The sequence below is a fragment of the Marinobacter azerbaijanicus genome (assembly GCF_030250645.1).
Lineage (GTDB): Bacteria > Pseudomonadota > Gammaproteobacteria > Pseudomonadales > Oleiphilaceae > Marinobacter > Marinobacter azerbaijanicus.
Genome location: NZ_JASSVS010000014.1, coordinates 29919 through 46830, shown reverse-complemented (window position 1 = coordinate 46830; position 16912 = coordinate 29919). Strand labels below are relative to the sequence as shown.

Annotated in this window: 15 protein-coding genes; 14 read left to right on the top strand and 1 reads right to left on the bottom strand. The window is 59.4% G+C overall.

The annotated features are described in order from the left end of the window. Positions 1-15 precede the first annotated feature (15 nt). The 8 genes from QPM17_RS20210 to QPM17_RS20175 are packed head-to-tail and all read left to right on the top strand — an operon-like array spanning position 16 to position 8646. Positions 16-378 (top strand): NADH-quinone oxidoreductase subunit A, encoded by a 363-nt coding sequence (locus QPM17_RS20210; protein WP_285393295.1) that lies wholly within the window; start codon positions 16-18, stop codon positions 376-378. Next, on the top strand, positions 375-2177 hold the full coding sequence (locus tag QPM17_RS20205) for a heavy metal-binding domain-containing protein (protein WP_285393293.1): 1803 nt from the start codon (positions 375-377) through the stop codon (positions 2175-2177). The genes QPM17_RS20210 and QPM17_RS20205 overlap by 4 nt, the downstream gene beginning before the upstream one ends. Continuing rightward, positions 2174-3070, top strand: coding sequence for a complex I subunit 1/NuoH family protein (locus tag QPM17_RS20200; RefSeq protein ID WP_285393291.1), 897 nt, complete (start codon positions 2174-2176; stop codon positions 3068-3070). Before QPM17_RS20205 ends, QPM17_RS20200 begins: the two co-directional genes overlap by 4 nt. Beyond that, positions 3070-3606, top strand: coding sequence for an NADH-quinone oxidoreductase subunit J family protein (locus QPM17_RS20195; protein ID WP_285393289.1), 537 nt, complete (start codon positions 3070-3072; stop codon positions 3604-3606). The genes QPM17_RS20200 and QPM17_RS20195 overlap by 1 nt, the downstream gene beginning before the upstream one ends. Then, positions 3603-3914: an NADH-quinone oxidoreductase subunit NuoK gene (nuoK, locus tag QPM17_RS20190; protein WP_119440980.1), complete on the top strand. Its 312-nt coding sequence runs from the start codon at positions 3603-3605 to the stop codon at positions 3912-3914. The genes QPM17_RS20195 and nuoK overlap by 4 nt, the downstream gene beginning before the upstream one ends. Then, the gene (locus QPM17_RS20185) at positions 3911-5809 is read left to right on the top strand and encodes an NADH-quinone oxidoreductase subunit 5 family protein (protein ID WP_285393285.1); all 1899 of its coding nucleotides are present in this window, start codon (positions 3911-3913) and stop codon (positions 5807-5809) included. The genes nuoK and QPM17_RS20185 overlap by 4 nt, the downstream gene beginning before the upstream one ends. Positions 5810-5824: 15 nt before the next feature. Beyond that, the gene (locus QPM17_RS20180; RefSeq protein ID WP_285393283.1) at positions 5825-7294 is read left to right on the top strand and encodes a complex I subunit 4 family protein; all 1470 of its coding nucleotides are present in this window, start codon (positions 5825-5827) and stop codon (positions 7292-7294) included. Continuing rightward, on the top strand, positions 7294-8646 hold the full coding sequence (locus QPM17_RS20175; protein WP_285393281.1) for an NADH-quinone oxidoreductase subunit N: 1353 nt from the start codon (positions 7294-7296) through the stop codon (positions 8644-8646). The genes QPM17_RS20180 and QPM17_RS20175 overlap by 1 nt, the downstream gene beginning before the upstream one ends. A 12-nt stretch (positions 8647-8658) precedes the next feature. On the opposite strand, the gene QPM17_RS20170 is transcribed toward QPM17_RS20175, so the two are convergent. Beyond that, entirely contained in the window at positions 8659-9957 is a 1299-nt protein-coding gene (locus QPM17_RS20170; protein ID WP_285393279.1) for an ATP-grasp domain-containing protein, read from the bottom strand. 205 nt (positions 9958-10162) lie between these two features. Between QPM17_RS20170 and QPM17_RS20165 the strand changes: the two genes are divergently transcribed. The 6 genes from QPM17_RS20165 to QPM17_RS20140 are packed head-to-tail and all read left to right on the top strand — an operon-like array spanning position 10163 to position 16836. After that, positions 10163-11233: a YncE family protein gene (locus tag QPM17_RS20165; protein ID WP_285393276.1), complete on the top strand. Its 1071-nt coding sequence runs from the start codon at positions 10163-10165 to the stop codon at positions 11231-11233. 54 nt (positions 11234-11287) lie between these two features. Then, positions 11288-12034: an outer membrane lipoprotein-sorting protein gene (locus QPM17_RS20160; protein ID WP_285393275.1), complete on the top strand. Its 747-nt coding sequence runs from the start codon at positions 11288-11290 to the stop codon at positions 12032-12034. A gap of 9 nt (positions 12035-12043) precedes the next feature. After that, on the top strand, positions 12044-12730 hold the full coding sequence (locus QPM17_RS20155; RefSeq protein ID WP_285393273.1) for an ABC transporter ATP-binding protein: 687 nt from the start codon (positions 12044-12046) through the stop codon (positions 12728-12730). Continuing rightward, a complete protein-coding gene (locus tag QPM17_RS20150) occupies positions 12727-15234 on the top strand; it encodes an FtsX-like permease family protein (protein WP_285393271.1) in 2508 nt (835 codons plus the stop codon). The genes QPM17_RS20155 and QPM17_RS20150 overlap by 4 nt, the downstream gene beginning before the upstream one ends. Continuing rightward, positions 15227-16360, top strand: a complete 1134-nt coding sequence (locus QPM17_RS20145; protein WP_285393270.1) for a hypothetical protein — start codon at positions 15227-15229, stop codon at positions 16358-16360. The genes QPM17_RS20150 and QPM17_RS20145 overlap by 8 nt, the downstream gene beginning before the upstream one ends. Continuing rightward, entirely contained in the window at positions 16348-16836 is a 489-nt protein-coding gene (locus QPM17_RS20140; protein WP_285393268.1) for a hypothetical protein, read from the top strand. Before QPM17_RS20145 ends, QPM17_RS20140 begins: the two co-directional genes overlap by 13 nt. Positions 16837-16912: the final 76 nt, after the last annotated feature.

Here is a 16912-nt window from a genome sequence, read left to right as displayed (position 1 = left end):
GCCTGGAGGTTAACCATGAGCGCTGCGCAACAATATCTTCTGTTACTGGGCATAGCGCTTGGCGTCGTTTGTCTTGTTCTGAGCCTTTACGGGCTCGCCCGCACGTTAGGCCCGACACGTCAGGAGCAGGGCAAAGATGTGCCGGCGAGTTCGGGAGTGCTGTCGCGGGATCCGGTATGGGGGCGCTATCACGCCCATTACTATGGTTACGCGCTGCTGTTTCTGGCCTTCGATATGGAGATGGCGTTCATGTACCCATGGGCAGTGGTTTACAAGGAAGTAGGAATGGTTGCTTTGCTTGATATGGGCGTGTTTCTTGCCATTCTCTTTCTTGGCCTGCTTTATGGGTGGAGCCAGGGGGCTTTCAGGCGGCAATGAGTTCTGATCCTGCAATAAACGTAACGGGCGCGCGGCAGAAACGGTCCTCAGTGCTGCAGGGGCTGGTTTCCCGGGCGCTGGCGCGCAATCTGAGCTGTCTGATCGTTCCCGGTCCGGAAGTGGCCCTGGCGCATGGGCTGGACGTGAGCGCGACAGGTTTGCGCATCAGTACCACGCCCCGTGATGCCAGCGTGCTGCTGATCATCGGTGAGTTGCCCGAGAAAATGGGCGATGCTGTGGCCGTGCTCTACGCGCAGATGCCGCGACCGCGGGCTGTTCTCATGGTTGGCGCAGAGGCACCGTCGACTTTACCCGGTGCTGATATTTCCTCAGGTCTCTCGCAGGAGGAGCTGACCGAAGCTGTTGGTCGTCTGGAGCACGCACTTGCTGAGGGTGCCTTTGCGGACTCACCTGAGGATTTCGACGCCGATGTCCTGCACGCAAGCATCGAGTATGTCTGCCCCATGCACCCGGAAGTTGTCGAGGATGAGCCGGGTAGCTGCCCTAAATGTGGCATGGATCTGGTTGCCCGTGAAGCCGGGGAGTCGACGCCTGAAGATGGCCACGACCATGAACACCATCATGATCATGAACATCACCATCACCACGATCATGAAGAACACGAGCACGAGCACGAGCACTGCCATGATCATGAGGACCAGAACCAACATGATCACGGCCACGATCATGAGCATCACCATGGTCATGAACATCACGATCACCATGATCACGAACACCACTCAGAACATGAACACTCCGGCCATGATCACAGTGAACGTGACCACGGTGGACATGATCATGAAGGGCACGGTCATGGCGCCTCGGGATTCATGTCGATGATTGAAGTCACCAAAGACCTGCCCCGCAGCGCCGACGGCCTGCAGATGGACTGGCTTGAAGTGCCATTCGGTCCGGTCTTTCCTGGCTTGCCCGGTGGTCTGAAGTTGACGCTGACGCTCGACGGTGACGGCGTGACCGAAGGGCAGGCGACCTCCCTGGTGGGTATGACCACCGACGGTGCAGAGGGGGAAGGGAGTGAAGAAAGTAAAGAGATGGATGCCGGGACCTTCATCGAGCATCTGTCCTCGGCAATGCCAATGGCGCCGGTGAGCTACCGTCTGTTGGCCTGTCTGGCAATCGAGAAAGCGGCTGGGCTGGAGGACGATTCGGAGAACGCCGGTACCCGCAATGGCGCCCTTGAGCGTGAGCGTATCGCCAGTCACCTGGGTTGGCTGGCACAAGTGGGGCGCCAGCTCGGATTCGCCTGGCTGACGCAGCGGGCTTCGACTCTGCAACTGCAAGTCAGAGACGCTGATCGGAACAGGCTTGGTGAGCTGGAGCCAGCGCTGCGTGCATTGGGTACCCGCCTTGAGCGAACACCTTTGCTCAAGTCACGGCTGAAAGGTATTGGCATACTGCCAATCGACTCTTCTGACCTGCGCGGCCCAGTAGCGCGTGCTGCGGATGAAGGCGGAGATGCCTGGGCTCGCCTGTGGCAACGCCTGGCCGAGATTTCGGCCAGCCTCGAACTTATCAGGTCGAGCGGGGAGCCCGAGCTGCCATCCCTACGCGACATTGGTGATGTGTCAGGTACCGGTGAGGCAACTGTTGACACTCCCCGCGGCGAGGCCCGGTTAAGTCTGAAACTGGAGCGTGGAAAGGTGAAGTCATACGAGCTGGACACTGCCTGCAGTCACCATATCGACCTGGTCCCGAAGCTTGTTGAGGGCCGGGAGCTGGGCGACGCGCTGTTAGCGGTCGGATCGCTGGATCTTTCGCCCTGGGAGGTAATCTCGTGACCATCGCTATCGTTTTGTTGGCATTGTTTGGCAGCGCCTGGCTGCTGGCCGTCATCGAGGGCTGGATCACAACTGGCCGCCTGAGTCCGGCCGCGCCACTTTACAGCGGCCTGGCTCACCTCGGTCGTGAATCCATTCTGCCGCGCTCGCCAGACAGGGTCTTTTTCGAGGCGGCGCCAGTGCTGCTATTGGTTGTGGCGGTGCTTGGTATGGCGGTCCTGCCGCTGGCGCCGGATCTGGTCATCGCGGACCTCGGCACCGGCGGGCTCTTCATCAATGCGGCCCTGGCCTATGTGCTGGTCGCGGTGATCATGGCGGGCTGGGGACCGGATGGCGCCTACGCGATGATCGGCGGCTGGCGCTTTCTGGGCCAGCTTATTGCCTATTCCATGCTTATTGTCATGCCGATCACGGCCGTGGCCATGCGCGCTGAGTCTCTGGTGAACACTGCGATCGTTGGTTCCCAGGAGAGCCTGTGGAACATTGTCTACCAACCCCTGGGCTTTGTGCTGTTCTTCATTGCCGCCATGGCGCTTGCGTTTCGCGCGCCATTCGATCTGCCCACCGCGGAGGGGGAGCTTGGCGGGGGTGTGGATGCCGAGTACACCGGCGTGCGCCTGGCAGTGCTGCGTCTGGCTCGCCTGACGCTGGTGGTTACCCTGGCCTCCGCGACCACGGTGTTCTATCTCGGTGGCTGGTACGGCCCGCTGCTGCCGCCCTGGGCCTGGAGCCTGATCAAGACCCTGGCCGTGGCCGTGTCGATGCTGCTGGCCGGCCGCTACCTGCCACGCATTCGCGAGGCGGATCTGATGCGGTGGTGCTGGGTTCTCGGGATTCCCCTGGCGCTGGTTAATATCATTATTGTCGGTTTACTGATCCTGGTGGTTCCCTGATGTACGCACAGGCTTTTTTTGTTGCCGTTTTCGGGCTGGCCGCCATCGGCTTCGGCGTGGTGGTGTTTCGCACGTCATCCATGGTCCGTTCCGCGCTGGCGCTGCTGTTTTCACAGACTGCCGTCGGCTGCATGTTTCTGGCGATGCAGACCGAATTTCTGGGTGTACTGCAGATCATGATGATGGCCACGGAGATGAGCATCATGGCCATCTTCATGGTTATGTTCATGATGGATCCCGGTGGCCTTGGCGGTATGGACATGAGCCATCAAAAGCGTTTTTCGATCGGTGCCGGGGTGAGTGCGGCCGTTGTCGCTATCGCCGTTGCGCTGTTGTCCGACTGGGGTCCCGCAGCCGAGCAGGTGGCGGACGCGGAAGCGCAGACGCGGGAGCTGGGGATGGAGCTGCTTGGGCGCTCTATGATGATCTTCGAAACTGCCGGCATCACCATCCTGACCGCGATGATTGCCGCCACGGCGGTGGCAATACCTGTGAAAAACCTGGCGAGTAAAGACGACAAGGAGGCCTCGGAATGACCGTAGTTCTGATAGTAGCGCTTCTGACCGGCGCCATCCTGTTTGGTATCGGTATCTATGGCGCGCTGTCCCAGACCAATCTGGTGATGATCATGATGGGCGTGGAGCTGATGCTGGCGGGCGCCATGGTGAATCTCGTCGCTTTCTGGCGCTTTCTGCACCCCGAGGCCTATTCCGGCCAGATGTTCGTGCTGGTGGTGATGACGGTCATGGCACTGGAGATGGCGGTCGGATTTGGCGTCGCCATTGCCCGCTTCCGGGCCAAGGGCTCGGTCGAGATGGAAGAAGCAGAGGACCTCAAAGGATGAATGCAGTGCTCCTGCCCATACTGCCGCCGCTGATCGCCGCCCTGGCCGCGTTGATACTACGCCGTGGTGGAGCCGCGCTGGCCCTGGCTGGTGTGGCGCTCAGCCTGGCAGGCAGTCTCTGGCTTCTGGCCGGGGTCGTTGACGGCCAGGCCCAACCACTGATTCTGCCCGGGCTGCCGGACATGCCACTGCGTCTGGTCGCTGGGCCAATGACGGCTCTGCTGAGTGTGGCGGTGGCTACGGTCGGAACCTTCGTGCTGATTTATGCCGTCGGTTATATGAAGCGGGAGTCCGGGCAGGCGCGCTTCTATGCTGTAATGTCGCTGTTCCTGGCCACCATGCAGGCGCTGGTGCTGGCTGGCGACTGGATTCTGCTACTGGCGGCCTGGGAGCTGATCGGTTTGTGCAGTTACCTGCTGATCGGCTTCTGGTTCCAGCGTCCTGAAGCTGCGAACGCAGCCAGCCGAGCTTTTCTCTATACCCGCAGCGCGGATCTCGGGCTTTACGTTGCGGTATTCATGCTTATCGGGTCGGCAGGTACCAGCGAGATTGCCGCCTCTCTGGACGCTGGCGTTAGTGCCTCGACCGCCGCCGGGCTTCTGTTGCTGCTGGCCGCCATGGGCAAGTCGGCCCAGGTTCCCCTGCAGGACTGGCTGATGCGTGCCATGGCAGGCCCGACACCGGTCTCGGCACTGTTGCACTCGGCCACGCTGGTCGCTGCTGGCGCCATCCTGCTGATACGGTCGGCCCCGCTACTGACGCCTGAAGCGCTTTTCGCTGTCGGGCTTGTCGGTGGTATCACCACGGTGGCGGCTGGGGTGATTGCGCTTGCCGAGCGTGATCTCAAACGCCTGCTCGCGGCTTCCACGGCCAGCCAATACGGCCTGATGCTGATTGCCGTAGGCGCCGGCGTTCCGCTGGCCGCGCTGTTGCATCTGCTCGCCCATGCCGCCATCAAGAGCAGCCTGTTCCTGGCCGCTGGCGACTTCCAGCATGCCCGCGAGGGTACCGGTTTCGATCAGTTGAAGGGCGTTGGCCGCGCCAGGCCCTGGGCCTTCGCCGGCTTTGCGCTGGCAGCACTGGCACTGGCCGGCATCCCACCGCTGAGCGGGTTCTTCTCCAAGGATGCGGTGATCGCCGCCGCTCTGTCTGCGCCGGGCGCCGTCTGGCTCGTCCCTCTGGCCCTGGCAGGCACTCTGCTGACCGGCGCCTATATGGCCCGGGCTTTACGTTTGCTCTGGCGGGGCTCCGGCGATACCCGGCCGGTCGCCGGTACTGGCTGGATGCGCGCTGGCATCTGGGGTCTGGCGATCCCCGCCGCTGGCCTGGGTCTGGCCTTTGGTCCACTCGAAACAATGCTTGATCTGCCGGCTCCGGAAACCGCAGGTATGGGCGCCATATTGTCCGGACTCGTCGCTGCATTGGGTGGTCTGGCGTTGGGCTGGCTGGTGCCGGTCAAGCGTCTGCTTGGGCCTGCCCATCAATGGGCAGAATCGGGGCTGGTGGTTGCGGGAGGCCTGACCGCCTGTATAGGCCGGCCCGCAATGGCTGTTGCCCGGCGGTGTGACCGTCTGGAAGACCATTTGTACGCGGCCGCGCTTGGCGTCGGCCATGCAGCTGTCAACCTTGCCCGTGGGGGCGAGCGCCTGGAACAACGTTTGTATCTGGCCGTGCTTGGCGTCGGCCGCGCCAATCTGGCGGTGGGTCGCTGGGTTCGGGGCGGGGATGAGCGTGGTATCGACGGCCTGATCTTCGCCCTGGTGGCCGGTGTGCGGGCCCTCGGCGCGCGGGCGAGAACCCTGCAAAGCGGCCTGATCCATCACAGCCTGGCGATCAGCGCCGTCGCCACCGCTGTGCTCCTGGCCATCCTGTTTTCAGCTTCACTGAGTTTCTAAAGGAACCCTGTACTCATGCTACCACTCGTATCTCTGACCCTGTTCTTGCCACTCGTCGGCGCTGTGCTGATTCTGTGTTTGCCGAAGCCGACGGCACGGACGGTGCACGGCATAGCGATCGTCAGTGCCGCCCTGACTCTGGTCGGCGCTCTGGCCATGTGGCTGCAGGGCGTGAGTGGTGACGGCTTTTCCCAGGTCGAAGAGCTGGAATGGATGCCAGCCATTGGCGCCGCCTACCGGGTCGGGGTTGATGGCATCAGCCTGCCGCTGGTGCTGCTGAGTGCCGTGCTTTTCCTGGTTTCTTTCATCTACACGTCGTCGCTTCGTGATCGCCCGCGTGCCTATGTGGCCCTGATCCTGCTTCTTGAAACTACGGCGATTGGTACCTTTACCGCCCTCGACGGGATCCTGTTCTACGTCTTTTTCGAAGTTTCCCTGGTGTCGATGTATTTCATGATTGCCGGATGGGGACATGAAGACCGGCAGCGCGCCGCCCTGATGTTCTTTATCTACACCCTGCTGGGCAGCCTGCCATTATTGCTTGCGATTCTGGGGCTTTACCTCGGTAGCCCTGATCCCACCTTCGATATGCGGGCCTGGATTGCCAATCCACCGCTGGAGGGAGCTGCGGCCATGTGGGCGCTGATCGCCATGCTGATCACCTTTGCGGTCAAGATTCCTGCGATACCCCTGCATACCTGGTTACCTGCGGCACACGTGCAGGCACCGACCGTTGGTAGCGTCATCCTGGCTGGCATCATGCTGAAATTCGGCACTTACGGGCTGGTGCGCTTCGCGCTGCAAATGACTCCCGAGGCGTTCCGCGAAGCCGGCATCGTTGTTCTGGTTTTCGGTGTCGTCAGCGCGATTTACGGCGCCTTTGCCGCCCTGGCGCAGACCGATCTCAAGCGCCTGGTGGCCTATACCTCAGTTAATCACATGGGCTACGTGATCGTCGGCGTCTCTGCGGCTGCGCTAACGCTGGATCCTGCCGTGCGTGCGACCGCTCTCGACGGCGCCGTGCTGCAGATGTTCAGTCACGGCCTGGTCACCGGTGCCCTGTTCTTCCTGGTGGGCATGATTCAGGAGCGCGCCCATACCCGCGAAATGGGGGAGTTTGGCGGCCTGCTCAAAACGGTTCCGTTGCTTGGCTGGTCCTTTGTACTGGCGGCTTTCGCGTCTCTGGGTCTCCCTGGCCTGGCGCACTTCCCGGCTGAGTTCCAGATATTTCTCGCCACCCTGGGCACCACTCCCATCGCGGTTGTGGTGATTCTGGGTATTGCCATTATCGCCGGAACCTTTCTCAAGGCACTGCGTGAAACCTTTCTGGGTGAGCCCCGGGATCGCTGGAACAAAATGCCGGATCTGAGCCCGCGCGAAATTCTTGCGGTGGCGCCCCTGCTGGTGCTCACCGTTGCCACTGGCGTGGCGCCGTCCTGGGTGTTGGACGTTATTCATCGGACCACATCGGCACTGGTGCTGTAATGGGTCGTGATCTCGCATTAATCATTCCGGAAATTGCCGTTCTGTTGACGGCTGTCGGTGCCCTGATCGCGGAGATGCTGCGCCGGCCCCGGATTTCGCTGATCATTGCCGTCATCGGCCTGGTCGTTGGCACCGGGCTAACCCTGCGCCTGCTCGGCACAGACACAACGGTATTTGGCGGCAGCTTCCGGATCGACACGTTAAGCATCTGGGCCAAGCTCATCCTGCTGCCGGCTACGGTGCTTGCGATGTTGCTGGCGCGGGTGGATGTCCGGGGGAGCGCCCGCGAGGGTACGGTCTACAGCCTGCTGATCTTTTCCACTCTCGGCGCCCTGGTGCTGGCGGGGGCAGGGGACACCATGTTTCTGGTGCTGGGCACACTGCTGACCGGTTTGGCCACGTTCGCCCTGGTCGCCTATCCGGACACCGACCCGGCGACCGAAGCCGCCATGAAATTCTTTGTGTTCGCTTCAGTCACCACTGCCATCATGATTTTCGGCCTGAGCTACTGGTTCGGTGCCTCCGGCTCTACGCTGATCGCTGATCTGCCGGCCATGGACACGATGCCGCTGGCCGTTATTCTCGGGTTCGTGGCTGTGGTTGTGGGCCTGGGGTACAAGGCATCGCTGGTTCCGTTCCACTTCTGGGCACCCGACGCCTACGAGGGCGCCCCGTTGTCGATTGCCGCCTACCTGTCGGTCGTGCCCAAGATTGGCGCCCTGTTTGCGCTGACTCAGGTGGTTCGTGACCTGCCGCCGGAAACCGGCTGGGCTGCGGTCATGGCGGGCCTGGCCGTGCTGAGCATGACCTACGGCTATCTTGCTGCACTGGTGCAGGACAATATTGTCCGGCTACTGGCCTATTCGTCTATTGCCCAGTCAGGCTATTTCCTTCTGGGCATCCTGGCGGTGGGCTCCAGTGAGCTTGCCTTGCCTTCAATCATTCTGTTTGCCGCTGCCTATGCGGCCATGAACCTGGGCGCTTTCGCGGCTGCTGCCACCACCGGGCGCACTCTGAGTGATTTTGAGGGGTTGGGGCGCACGCGACCGTTGATGGGAATCGCAATGGTGATTTTCCTGCTGTCGCTGGTCGGCATTCCGCCATTGGCCGGCTTCGTTGGCAAATTCATGCTCTTCGGCGCTGCCATCGATGCCCAGTTTACCTGGCTGGCTGTGGTGGCGATTGTCAACAGCGTGCTGTCGCTGGCGGTCTATCTGCGAATTATCGTGCCGATGTACAGGGCTGGGGAGTCAGCGTCCGCTGCAACGGACCCATGGCATGGAATCGTGGTGATTACAGCGTTTGCGGCTACGCTTATTATCGGCCTGGCGGCCCAGCTTTTCATCGTTTAGGCCAATGCCGACCTAAACCTGAAAAATCGGGGCAAACCCGCCTCCGGGCGTTCGAAAGTTGGTGGTCTGCCCTTTGTAGATGCGGGCAGCGGTAAGCAGCGTTGTTCCATCGTAGGTGTACAGGCGAATGTCGACCTTTCCGGTGGTTACCGTGTCATCAATTTTGAGACCTCGCTCTCCCGGAGGGACGAGGTCCTGCGCAATATAATCGCCCTCGAGAATGTTTTCGAAAACGCGGCGGGTCAGTTTGTCACCCCGGTAAACACCTTTGCTGCCATGGCCTGCCACCGGCTTGAAAAAGAGGCCACGGCGATCACGCCACAACTCTGTCGCGTCATCCCTCGAAACCAGCCTGGTCTTTGGAACAGCCCTTTCCAGTATCTCCACGTTCTTCGTATCCAGTCCCCATTCACGCAATGTCTGTGAGTCTGACAAGAGAGTCAGGTTCCGTTTGTCGGCCAGCACGGCGTGGGTTCGCGGGTTGGGCGTTACGACGACGGCACCGTCGAGATAGGCCTGTCTTAAGGTCGCATGGTTCGGAGCTTCCAGTGCGAAATCCACCAGCCTGTTGTACACCATATCAATGCGTTTTCCACCGGCGGTAAGTTCACCATTGGCATACTCGAACTCGGCAGGGTCTAGGACCAGGGTTTCTATTCCCCGGGCCATAAGAAGTCGCTGGGCCAGCTGGAATTCCGGGAACATGAACTGGCTCTTCGGGGCATCATCCACGATGGCCAGTCGCTCGGGTATCGAGTCTGCAAGCTGCCTTTGCCATTCCTGTTTGAACATGTTGACGACGGCATCGTCGAACCTCTCCAACGCCGGACTGGTCACCGGCGAATGTCGAGGTGGCTGGCAGCATCGGCTTTGAGCCCGGGCGAGCACAGCGTTAAGAAAAGCACCGCCGGCATTGGTGTTGACCTCGATCAGTTGAGGTCCTTCGGGCCCCAGGTGAAAGTCATAGCCCATAAATGCCCCGACAGGGCCGGGATCGAACTGTGCGATGTCTGGAGCCCAGGACAGAACCTGTGTCAGGTAAGACGGTAGTTTGCTGGCTTTCTCGATGGCCTGGACGACTCCCTCCATCGTCAAAATATCGCTCTTGGGGACAAAAACGGCGGTGTCCGAAAAGAAATGATCAAGCTCCGGGATCGCTGTCGCCGGGAAACCAATGCCAGCGTTGGAAAACTGGTCCCGAAGATTTGAGTTGAGGGCATCTTGATCAAGGGTAATGCAGTAACAATGACGATTAAGCAGAGCTGCATTGGTACTGGCTGTTTGCTGGCTATTTCTGGTTTCGTCGTGCATTCGGACACCACTGTCAGGGAGTTGCTTTACCAAATGGGTGAAATCTGATTCCTGGTCTAAAGCCGGGCGTTTGCTGGTGATACTGATCCACGTCAAATAGATGCATCTTCCGGAATGGTTTTCAGCTCTGTTTCAGCTTGGCGTGTTCAACTCGAACTGAAGCAGTCTTTTTGTTCCCCCGTTATTCCGATCACAAGGTGATCTTATGAAACATCAGTTGCGCAAGCAGTGGTTTGCAGGCCTTACCGCTTTACTTTTAATGGGCCTGTCACTGGCAGTGTCGGCGGGCAGCAGTCGCGCCTTCATTCCCATGGGGTCTGCAGATTCCATAGGTGTTATGGACCTGGAAAGCCATCGTCTGACGTCGACGATTTCTGGCACGGTCAATACCCATGGTTCCGCACTGACTCCGGATGGTCGCTATCTTATTGTGGGCAGTTTGACGGCCCATGACAATCAGGAGCCGCCCGTTCGTCCAGAGGGTGTCACGGAAGATGAGCACGCCTCCCACCATGGGGCACAGGGCGGCACGGTTCCGAAGCAACCAGGTACGGGGCGTATTTACGTGGTGGATACCAGTACCAACGAAATTGACAGCGTGTTTGAAGTGCCGGGGCCAGTGCATCATGTTCTGGTCACACAGGATGGTCGCCACGCCGTTTCCACACATCCGACGGATGGGGGTATCAGTGTTGTTGATCTTGATTCCGGAGAAGTCGTTGAAGTCATCGCGACTGGCCCTTCTCCCAACTACATAGCGACGACGGGCGACGGCCAGACATTGTTCGTCAGCAATACCGGTAATGGCACCGTTAGCGAGGTGGATACCCGGAACTGGTTTGTTAAGCGAAATGTACGCACAGGCGGGGCACCCGAGCACATGGTGCTCGCTCCCGACGAGGATCATCTTTACATCAATGACGCTGCCGCCGGTGAAGCGGTTGCTCTCATGCTGTCTGAAGGTGCTGTCACTGCACGTTACGAAATCGGGGAGGCGCCTCATGGCCTGGGCGTGAGTGCCGATGGGGAGGTTCTTTTTGCGACCAGCCAGGGCGATGAAAGAATCGTTCGCATAGAGCTCAGACATAACTCGCGAAAAAGTATGCAGCTGACACCGGCTCCCTATCACCTGGCAGTTTCCCCTGTGGATGGCCAGATACTGGTAACCAGTCGCGGTGAGGCAAAGCTCTGGGTACTGGATCCGGTTTCCCTTGCTACGGTAGATGAGATTCCACTGGGCGGGATAGGTCATCAGATTTCGATTGACGCGCGATGACGTTGTGGGAAACGCGACACCAGGCCCGAAGATAACTGAGTAAGGACTTGGTCAATGAGATTCTGGATAAGCGCTCTTCTTGTTTTTGCCATATCGGCTCGTCTTATCGCGGCTACTCCCTCGGCTGTTTCCTTGATCGAAGGCATGGAACAGACCCTGTGGTCAGACAGTAACCACGGTCAGTACGTCATGCGTATAGAGAGTGAGTATTGGACCCGTGAACTGCAACTGGAAGCCTGGATGGATCGGCCGGATCACACCTTGATCCGGATTCACTCGCCGAAGAAAGAGGCTGGCGTTGGCTCGCTGAGAATCGGCGATGCCATGTGGAATTACCTTCCCAAAGTTGATCGCACCATCAAGATTCCACCGTCAATGATGCTGCAGCCATGGATGGGGTCCAACTTCAGCAATGATGATCTGGTCAAGGAAAGCTCCTTTGTCGACGACTACACCCATGAGGTTGCCGGGGTAGATGATTCTGGCGAGGTGCCGGTGTACCGGATCGTCTCAACACCACGGCCCGACGCGCCGGTTGTCTGGAGCAAGCTTGAATTCGAAATTCGCTCGGACGCGATTCCCGTGTCGGTGACCTACTACGGCGAGCGTGATCAGGTCGTCAAACGGTTGACCTATGACCAGATAAAAACCATGGACGGGCGTCTGATCCCTACCCGCTGGACGATGGTAGACGCGGATAATCCTGCATCTCGCACGGTCATCCGCATTGAATCCATCGAATTCGATAGTCCTGTAGACGAAGCGCTTTTCTCATTGCGTCGCCTGCGCAACCCGGAATGAGACCCCGCTATGAGCATCGTCAATGTTCAGCATGTGTCGCGGATTTATCAGCAGGACTCAATCGCCGTCAAGGCGCTGAACGATGTATCCGTGGCGATCGAGCCCGGTGAGTTCACAACGCTGGTGGGGCCATCGGGTTCGGGCAAGACTACCCTGTTAAACCAGATCGGGGCCCTGGACGAACCGGATGCGGGGCGCATTCAGGTGGCGGGTGAGGAAATCACCGGGCTCAGCCGCAAGAAGCGCACCATTCTGCGGTTGTGGAAAATCGGCTTTGTGTTTCAGGAATACAACCTGATCGGCGTCTTGTCGGCTCAGGAGAATGTGGAGTACGTGCTGATGCTTCGCGGCGTTCCGTTTCGGGAACGACGGGCCGAGGCCCGGCGCATTCTCGCGGAGGTCGGGCTGCAGGGGATGGAGCAGCGTCTGCCCCATGAACTCTCCGGCGGCCAGCAACAACGTGTTGCGGTGGCCAGGGCCATCGTTAGCAAACCCGCCATTGTCCTGGCCGATGAGCCAACCGCCAATCTCGACTCCGCCACCGGTGCGGCCCTGCTGGACCTGATGCGGGGGCTGAATGCGGAGCACGGTATTACCTTTGTGTTTTCCACCCACGATCCGATGGTGATGGAGCGGGCGCGTCGCGTGATTCATCTGCGGGATGGCGGTGTTGAGCGTGAGGAGCTGCGATCGTGATCGCGTGGCTGCGCCTGGCGTTTGGCAATCTGCGCGTCAATCGTCGGCGTACCGGCATTACGCTGTTGTCGGTGGCCGTCGGTGTGGGCGGGCTGGTGTTTCTATGGGCTTTTATCGACGGCATCAATGTCCAGATGATCAACAACATGACCGGTTATGTAACCGGCGACCTGAAAGTGCACCAGCGCGGATTTCACGACGACCGGGAAATGAATATTGCCGTTGCCGAGCGCTGGAACCTTGCTGAGGAAATGTCCTCCGTAACCGGTGTCGCAGCGACCACTCCCAGGGTGACGGGCAATGCGCTGGCCAGCCATGCCGACGAGTCACGGGCTTTGCAGGTAATGGGGGTCGACAGCACAAAAGAGCCGCAGGTAACCCGGCTTGATCGGTCGATCATCCGCGGCCGCTATCTGGAGGGGGATAATGAGATCGTTATGGGCGTGGACGCCGCCAGTGCCCTGAGCACCTCCCCGGGAGACGAACTGGTGTTGGTGGTCCAGGCAGCGGACGGCTCCATTGGCGCAGACCGGTTCGAGGTGGTGGGTGTTTTCGAAACCGGCATCAAACGTATTGATGGCTTTGTAGCCCAGATGCCGCTGGCATCCGCCCAGGCACTGTATGCCTTTGAAGGTCGATTTACCGAGATTGCTGCCCGCGTAGAGGGCTCTGACCAGCTCGAAGCGGTGGTTGATAGCCTGCAAAATCAGCTGCAGGGCCGCAATGTGGAAGTCCTGGGCTGGCCGGCGCTGATGCCTTCGCTGGTGCAAATGGTCGCGTTTCACGACGCCGTCGCCTACATCGTGATCTTCGTGGTGTTTGTGGTGGTGGCGGCCGGCATCGTCAATACCATTCTGATGTCGGTGCTGGAACGTGGCCGGGAATTCGGTGTAATGATGGCTCTGGGTACGCCCAGCAGCCGGATTATCTGGCTGGTGCTTCTGGAAACGACGATTCTGGCCGGCCTGGGTTACCTGTTGGGGGTAGTGCTGGGGCTGTCACTGACCGGCTACTTTGGTTCCCAAGGGCTGGACTTCAGTGCCTATATCAAGGCCATGGATACCATGCCGGGGCTGAGCAGCATCGTCTATCCCACCATCGAATTCTCCCGCCTGGTGGTGATTGGCATTGTAGTGGTGTCGGTGGCCCTGCTGGCGGCACTGCTCCCGGCCTGGAAAGCCAGCCGCAACAGCCCGCTGGAGGCGATGGGTGCGCGGCGCAATGTCATCAATCGTATCCGCAGAATCCACTGGGAGGTGACGTCTGACCACCGGCTGCTGATTTTTGCGCAAATGGCACTTCGCTCGGTGTTCCGCAATCCTCGCCGGTCGGTGATTACCGCATCGGCCACGGCGTTCGGGCTGGCCGCCTATCTGTTTCTGTACGCCTTCGCCGATGGCTTCTTCGAGCAGATGATCCATAACTCGACGCAGCAGCTCAGCGGGCATGTCCAGGTGATGGAGGAGGGGCACGATGTCGATCTTTCGCCGGCCCTGCGCATTGCTGACAGCCAGGTGCTGCGCCAGCGATTGCAGGAGCGGCCAGAAGTCGAAGCCGCCGCACCCCGGGTGGTGCTCAGAGCCATGGTGGCAAACCCCGGCAAAAGCCTTCCGGTAGAACTGGTGGGTATTGCAGCTGAACAGGAGCAGGACGTCACGGAGCTTTCCGGGTACATGGAGCAGGGCACTTACGTTCAGCCCGGAGAGAGCGGGATTGTGATCGGGCAAAAACTGGCCGAGGAGATAAATGCCCGGTTGGGGGATAAGCTGGTGATCACGGTTCAGCAGGCTGGTGGCGATCTGTCCTCCAGTGCCCAGGCCATTCGCGGTATCTACCGCACCGGCAGTGACCTGTTCGACACCGAGTATGCATTTATCGATATCAATACTGCCCGAAACCTGGGTGGACTGCAGGAAGACGAAGTTTCACGGATTGTGCTGAGGTTGTCAGACCGCTCAGAGAGTGGGGCCCTGGCGCTAGCCCTGAACCGGTCCCTGGCTGAACACGGGCTGGTGGCCCAGGACTGGGAAGCCTTGCTCCCGGTCGTCGTGCAAATGGTGGAAATGAGTCAGGTGGATTTCCATCTCATCCTGTCAGTGGTCTTTGTCGTAGTCGCCATTGGTGTCATGAACACCATGGTAATGTCAGTGATGGAACGCACCCCGGAACTGGGCGTGATGCTGGCATTGGGCACCAGAGGGGGGCAGCTGCAACTGACGATTTTGTTTGAGGCGTTCTTTCTGGCAGTTCTGGGAATGCTGGCAGGAACGGTGGTCGGCAGCCTGCTTGTTCACTGGCTTGGCACTACCGGCATTGATCTGTCCTCGATCAGCGGTGCTCTGGAGGCCATCCCCGGCGTTACCGATCGCATCTATCCGGTGCTGATTCTCGATCATATCTGGCTTCCCAGCCTGCTGTTGTTCCTGTGTTCCGTGCTGGTAGCGCTGTACCCGGCGTGGCGGGCTTCACGACTGGACCCGGTGGAGGCCATTCGGCATGGTTAGTCGCGCTCCATTGGTGGCGGTGGGCCTGGTTTGGCTAATGCTGGCTTCAAACGCTGCGGCTGACTTCAGCCATTCCGGATCGCTCAAGAACCTCAGTGCCGGGGCGCGCTCGCTGGTTGATGACGATCGTTACTTCTCGAACCTTACCCGCCTGCGTCTGGAACCTCGCTATCGATATCAGGACTGGGTTCTGGATGCGGCTTACGATCTGGAACTGGTGACAGGCAGTTTCCTGGACAGCCCGGAATTCGCCCTGCTCAGGGATTCCCCCGACCCACGCTACTGGGATCTGCAGGGGGAGGTGCATGAATCGGGGGATGTATTGGCTCACCATCAGTTATACCGTGGCACGATACAGTGGCGTTCATCAGCCGGCGATTTCCGACTAGGGCGCCAACAGGTGAACTGGTCCACGGCCCTGATCTGGAACCCCATGGATATCCTCAACCCTGTCAGCCCGCTCCAGCTGGAGCCTGATGAACGGATTGGCGTGGACGCGTTGCTATGGGATACGTCCTGGGGCGCAACCGGCCGCATCAGTGCCGTTCATGCGCCGCAACACAATGACACAGATGCCAGCACGGCGGCGAGGGCCAAGCGTTTTGTTGCCGGAGTCGATGTAGGCGTGATGGTAGGCGAGTTCGCCGGTGCGACCAGGGCGGGCATCAGCGGCAGTGGCTCAGTGGCGGGCACCGGTTGGCGTACTGAGCTCGTCTGGAGCGAAGCAGATACTGGCGACAGTTACTGGCAGGGCGTAGCAGATCTGAACTGGGCGTTTCGCAACGGTTTCAACCTGGCACTGGAGTATTTCTACAACGGTCAGCCCCCACCGCCGGAAAACCTGAACCTCTTGAGGCTGGTTTCCACCCGCCCATTGTATACCGGGGGCCATTATGCCGGGCTACTGGTATGGCAGGATATCAACCCGTTCTGGCAGTATCGGGTGGTGGCTATTCGCAATGCGGATGATACCAGTTGGGTACTTTACCCCCGGTCTACCTGGAACCTCCCACTCAACCGGGAAATCTATGTTACCGCCGGTGCGCAGTGGTTCGGAGGTGACGACGACAGCGAATACGGGAGATTAGAGCCGCTGGGGCTGATGGAGGTGCAGTGGTTTTTCTGAATGTTGTCCTGCGTCCGCGATCTGTGGTTGTGCTTGCCCTGATGATCTGGGGCGTCAGTTTTTTTCTGCACTTTTTTTGGGAAATGGTGCAGGTTCCGTTCTTTACCGATATGACTGAAGCTCGTCACTGGGATGTGGTGTGGTTATGCACCCGTGCCACTATCGGAGATGCCAATATAGCCATTAGCGCATATGCAGTTGCGGCATTGATATCAAGGGATTGGTTTTGGGTAGTGAGTGGCTGGAGACGAACCCGCCTGTCGGTTTACCTTGCTGTCGGGCTGCTTGTAACGATCCTTTTTGAGTACTGGGCAACAGGGAAAGGCGGCAGGTGGAATTATAGCGAAATGATGCCCGTGTTCACATGGACAGGCACCGGTGTACTGCCTCTCGCCCAATGGGTTCTCTTGCCGTTGTTAACGGTATTGGTTGTCAAATGGATGTTTCTTGGATGGTTAATCTTGAGAGACAAATGAAAGAGTGATAATGGTGAGATGGGGAGGCAAATTTTTATATATTTAATGCGCAATAAATAGTCGGCCACCTTTTATA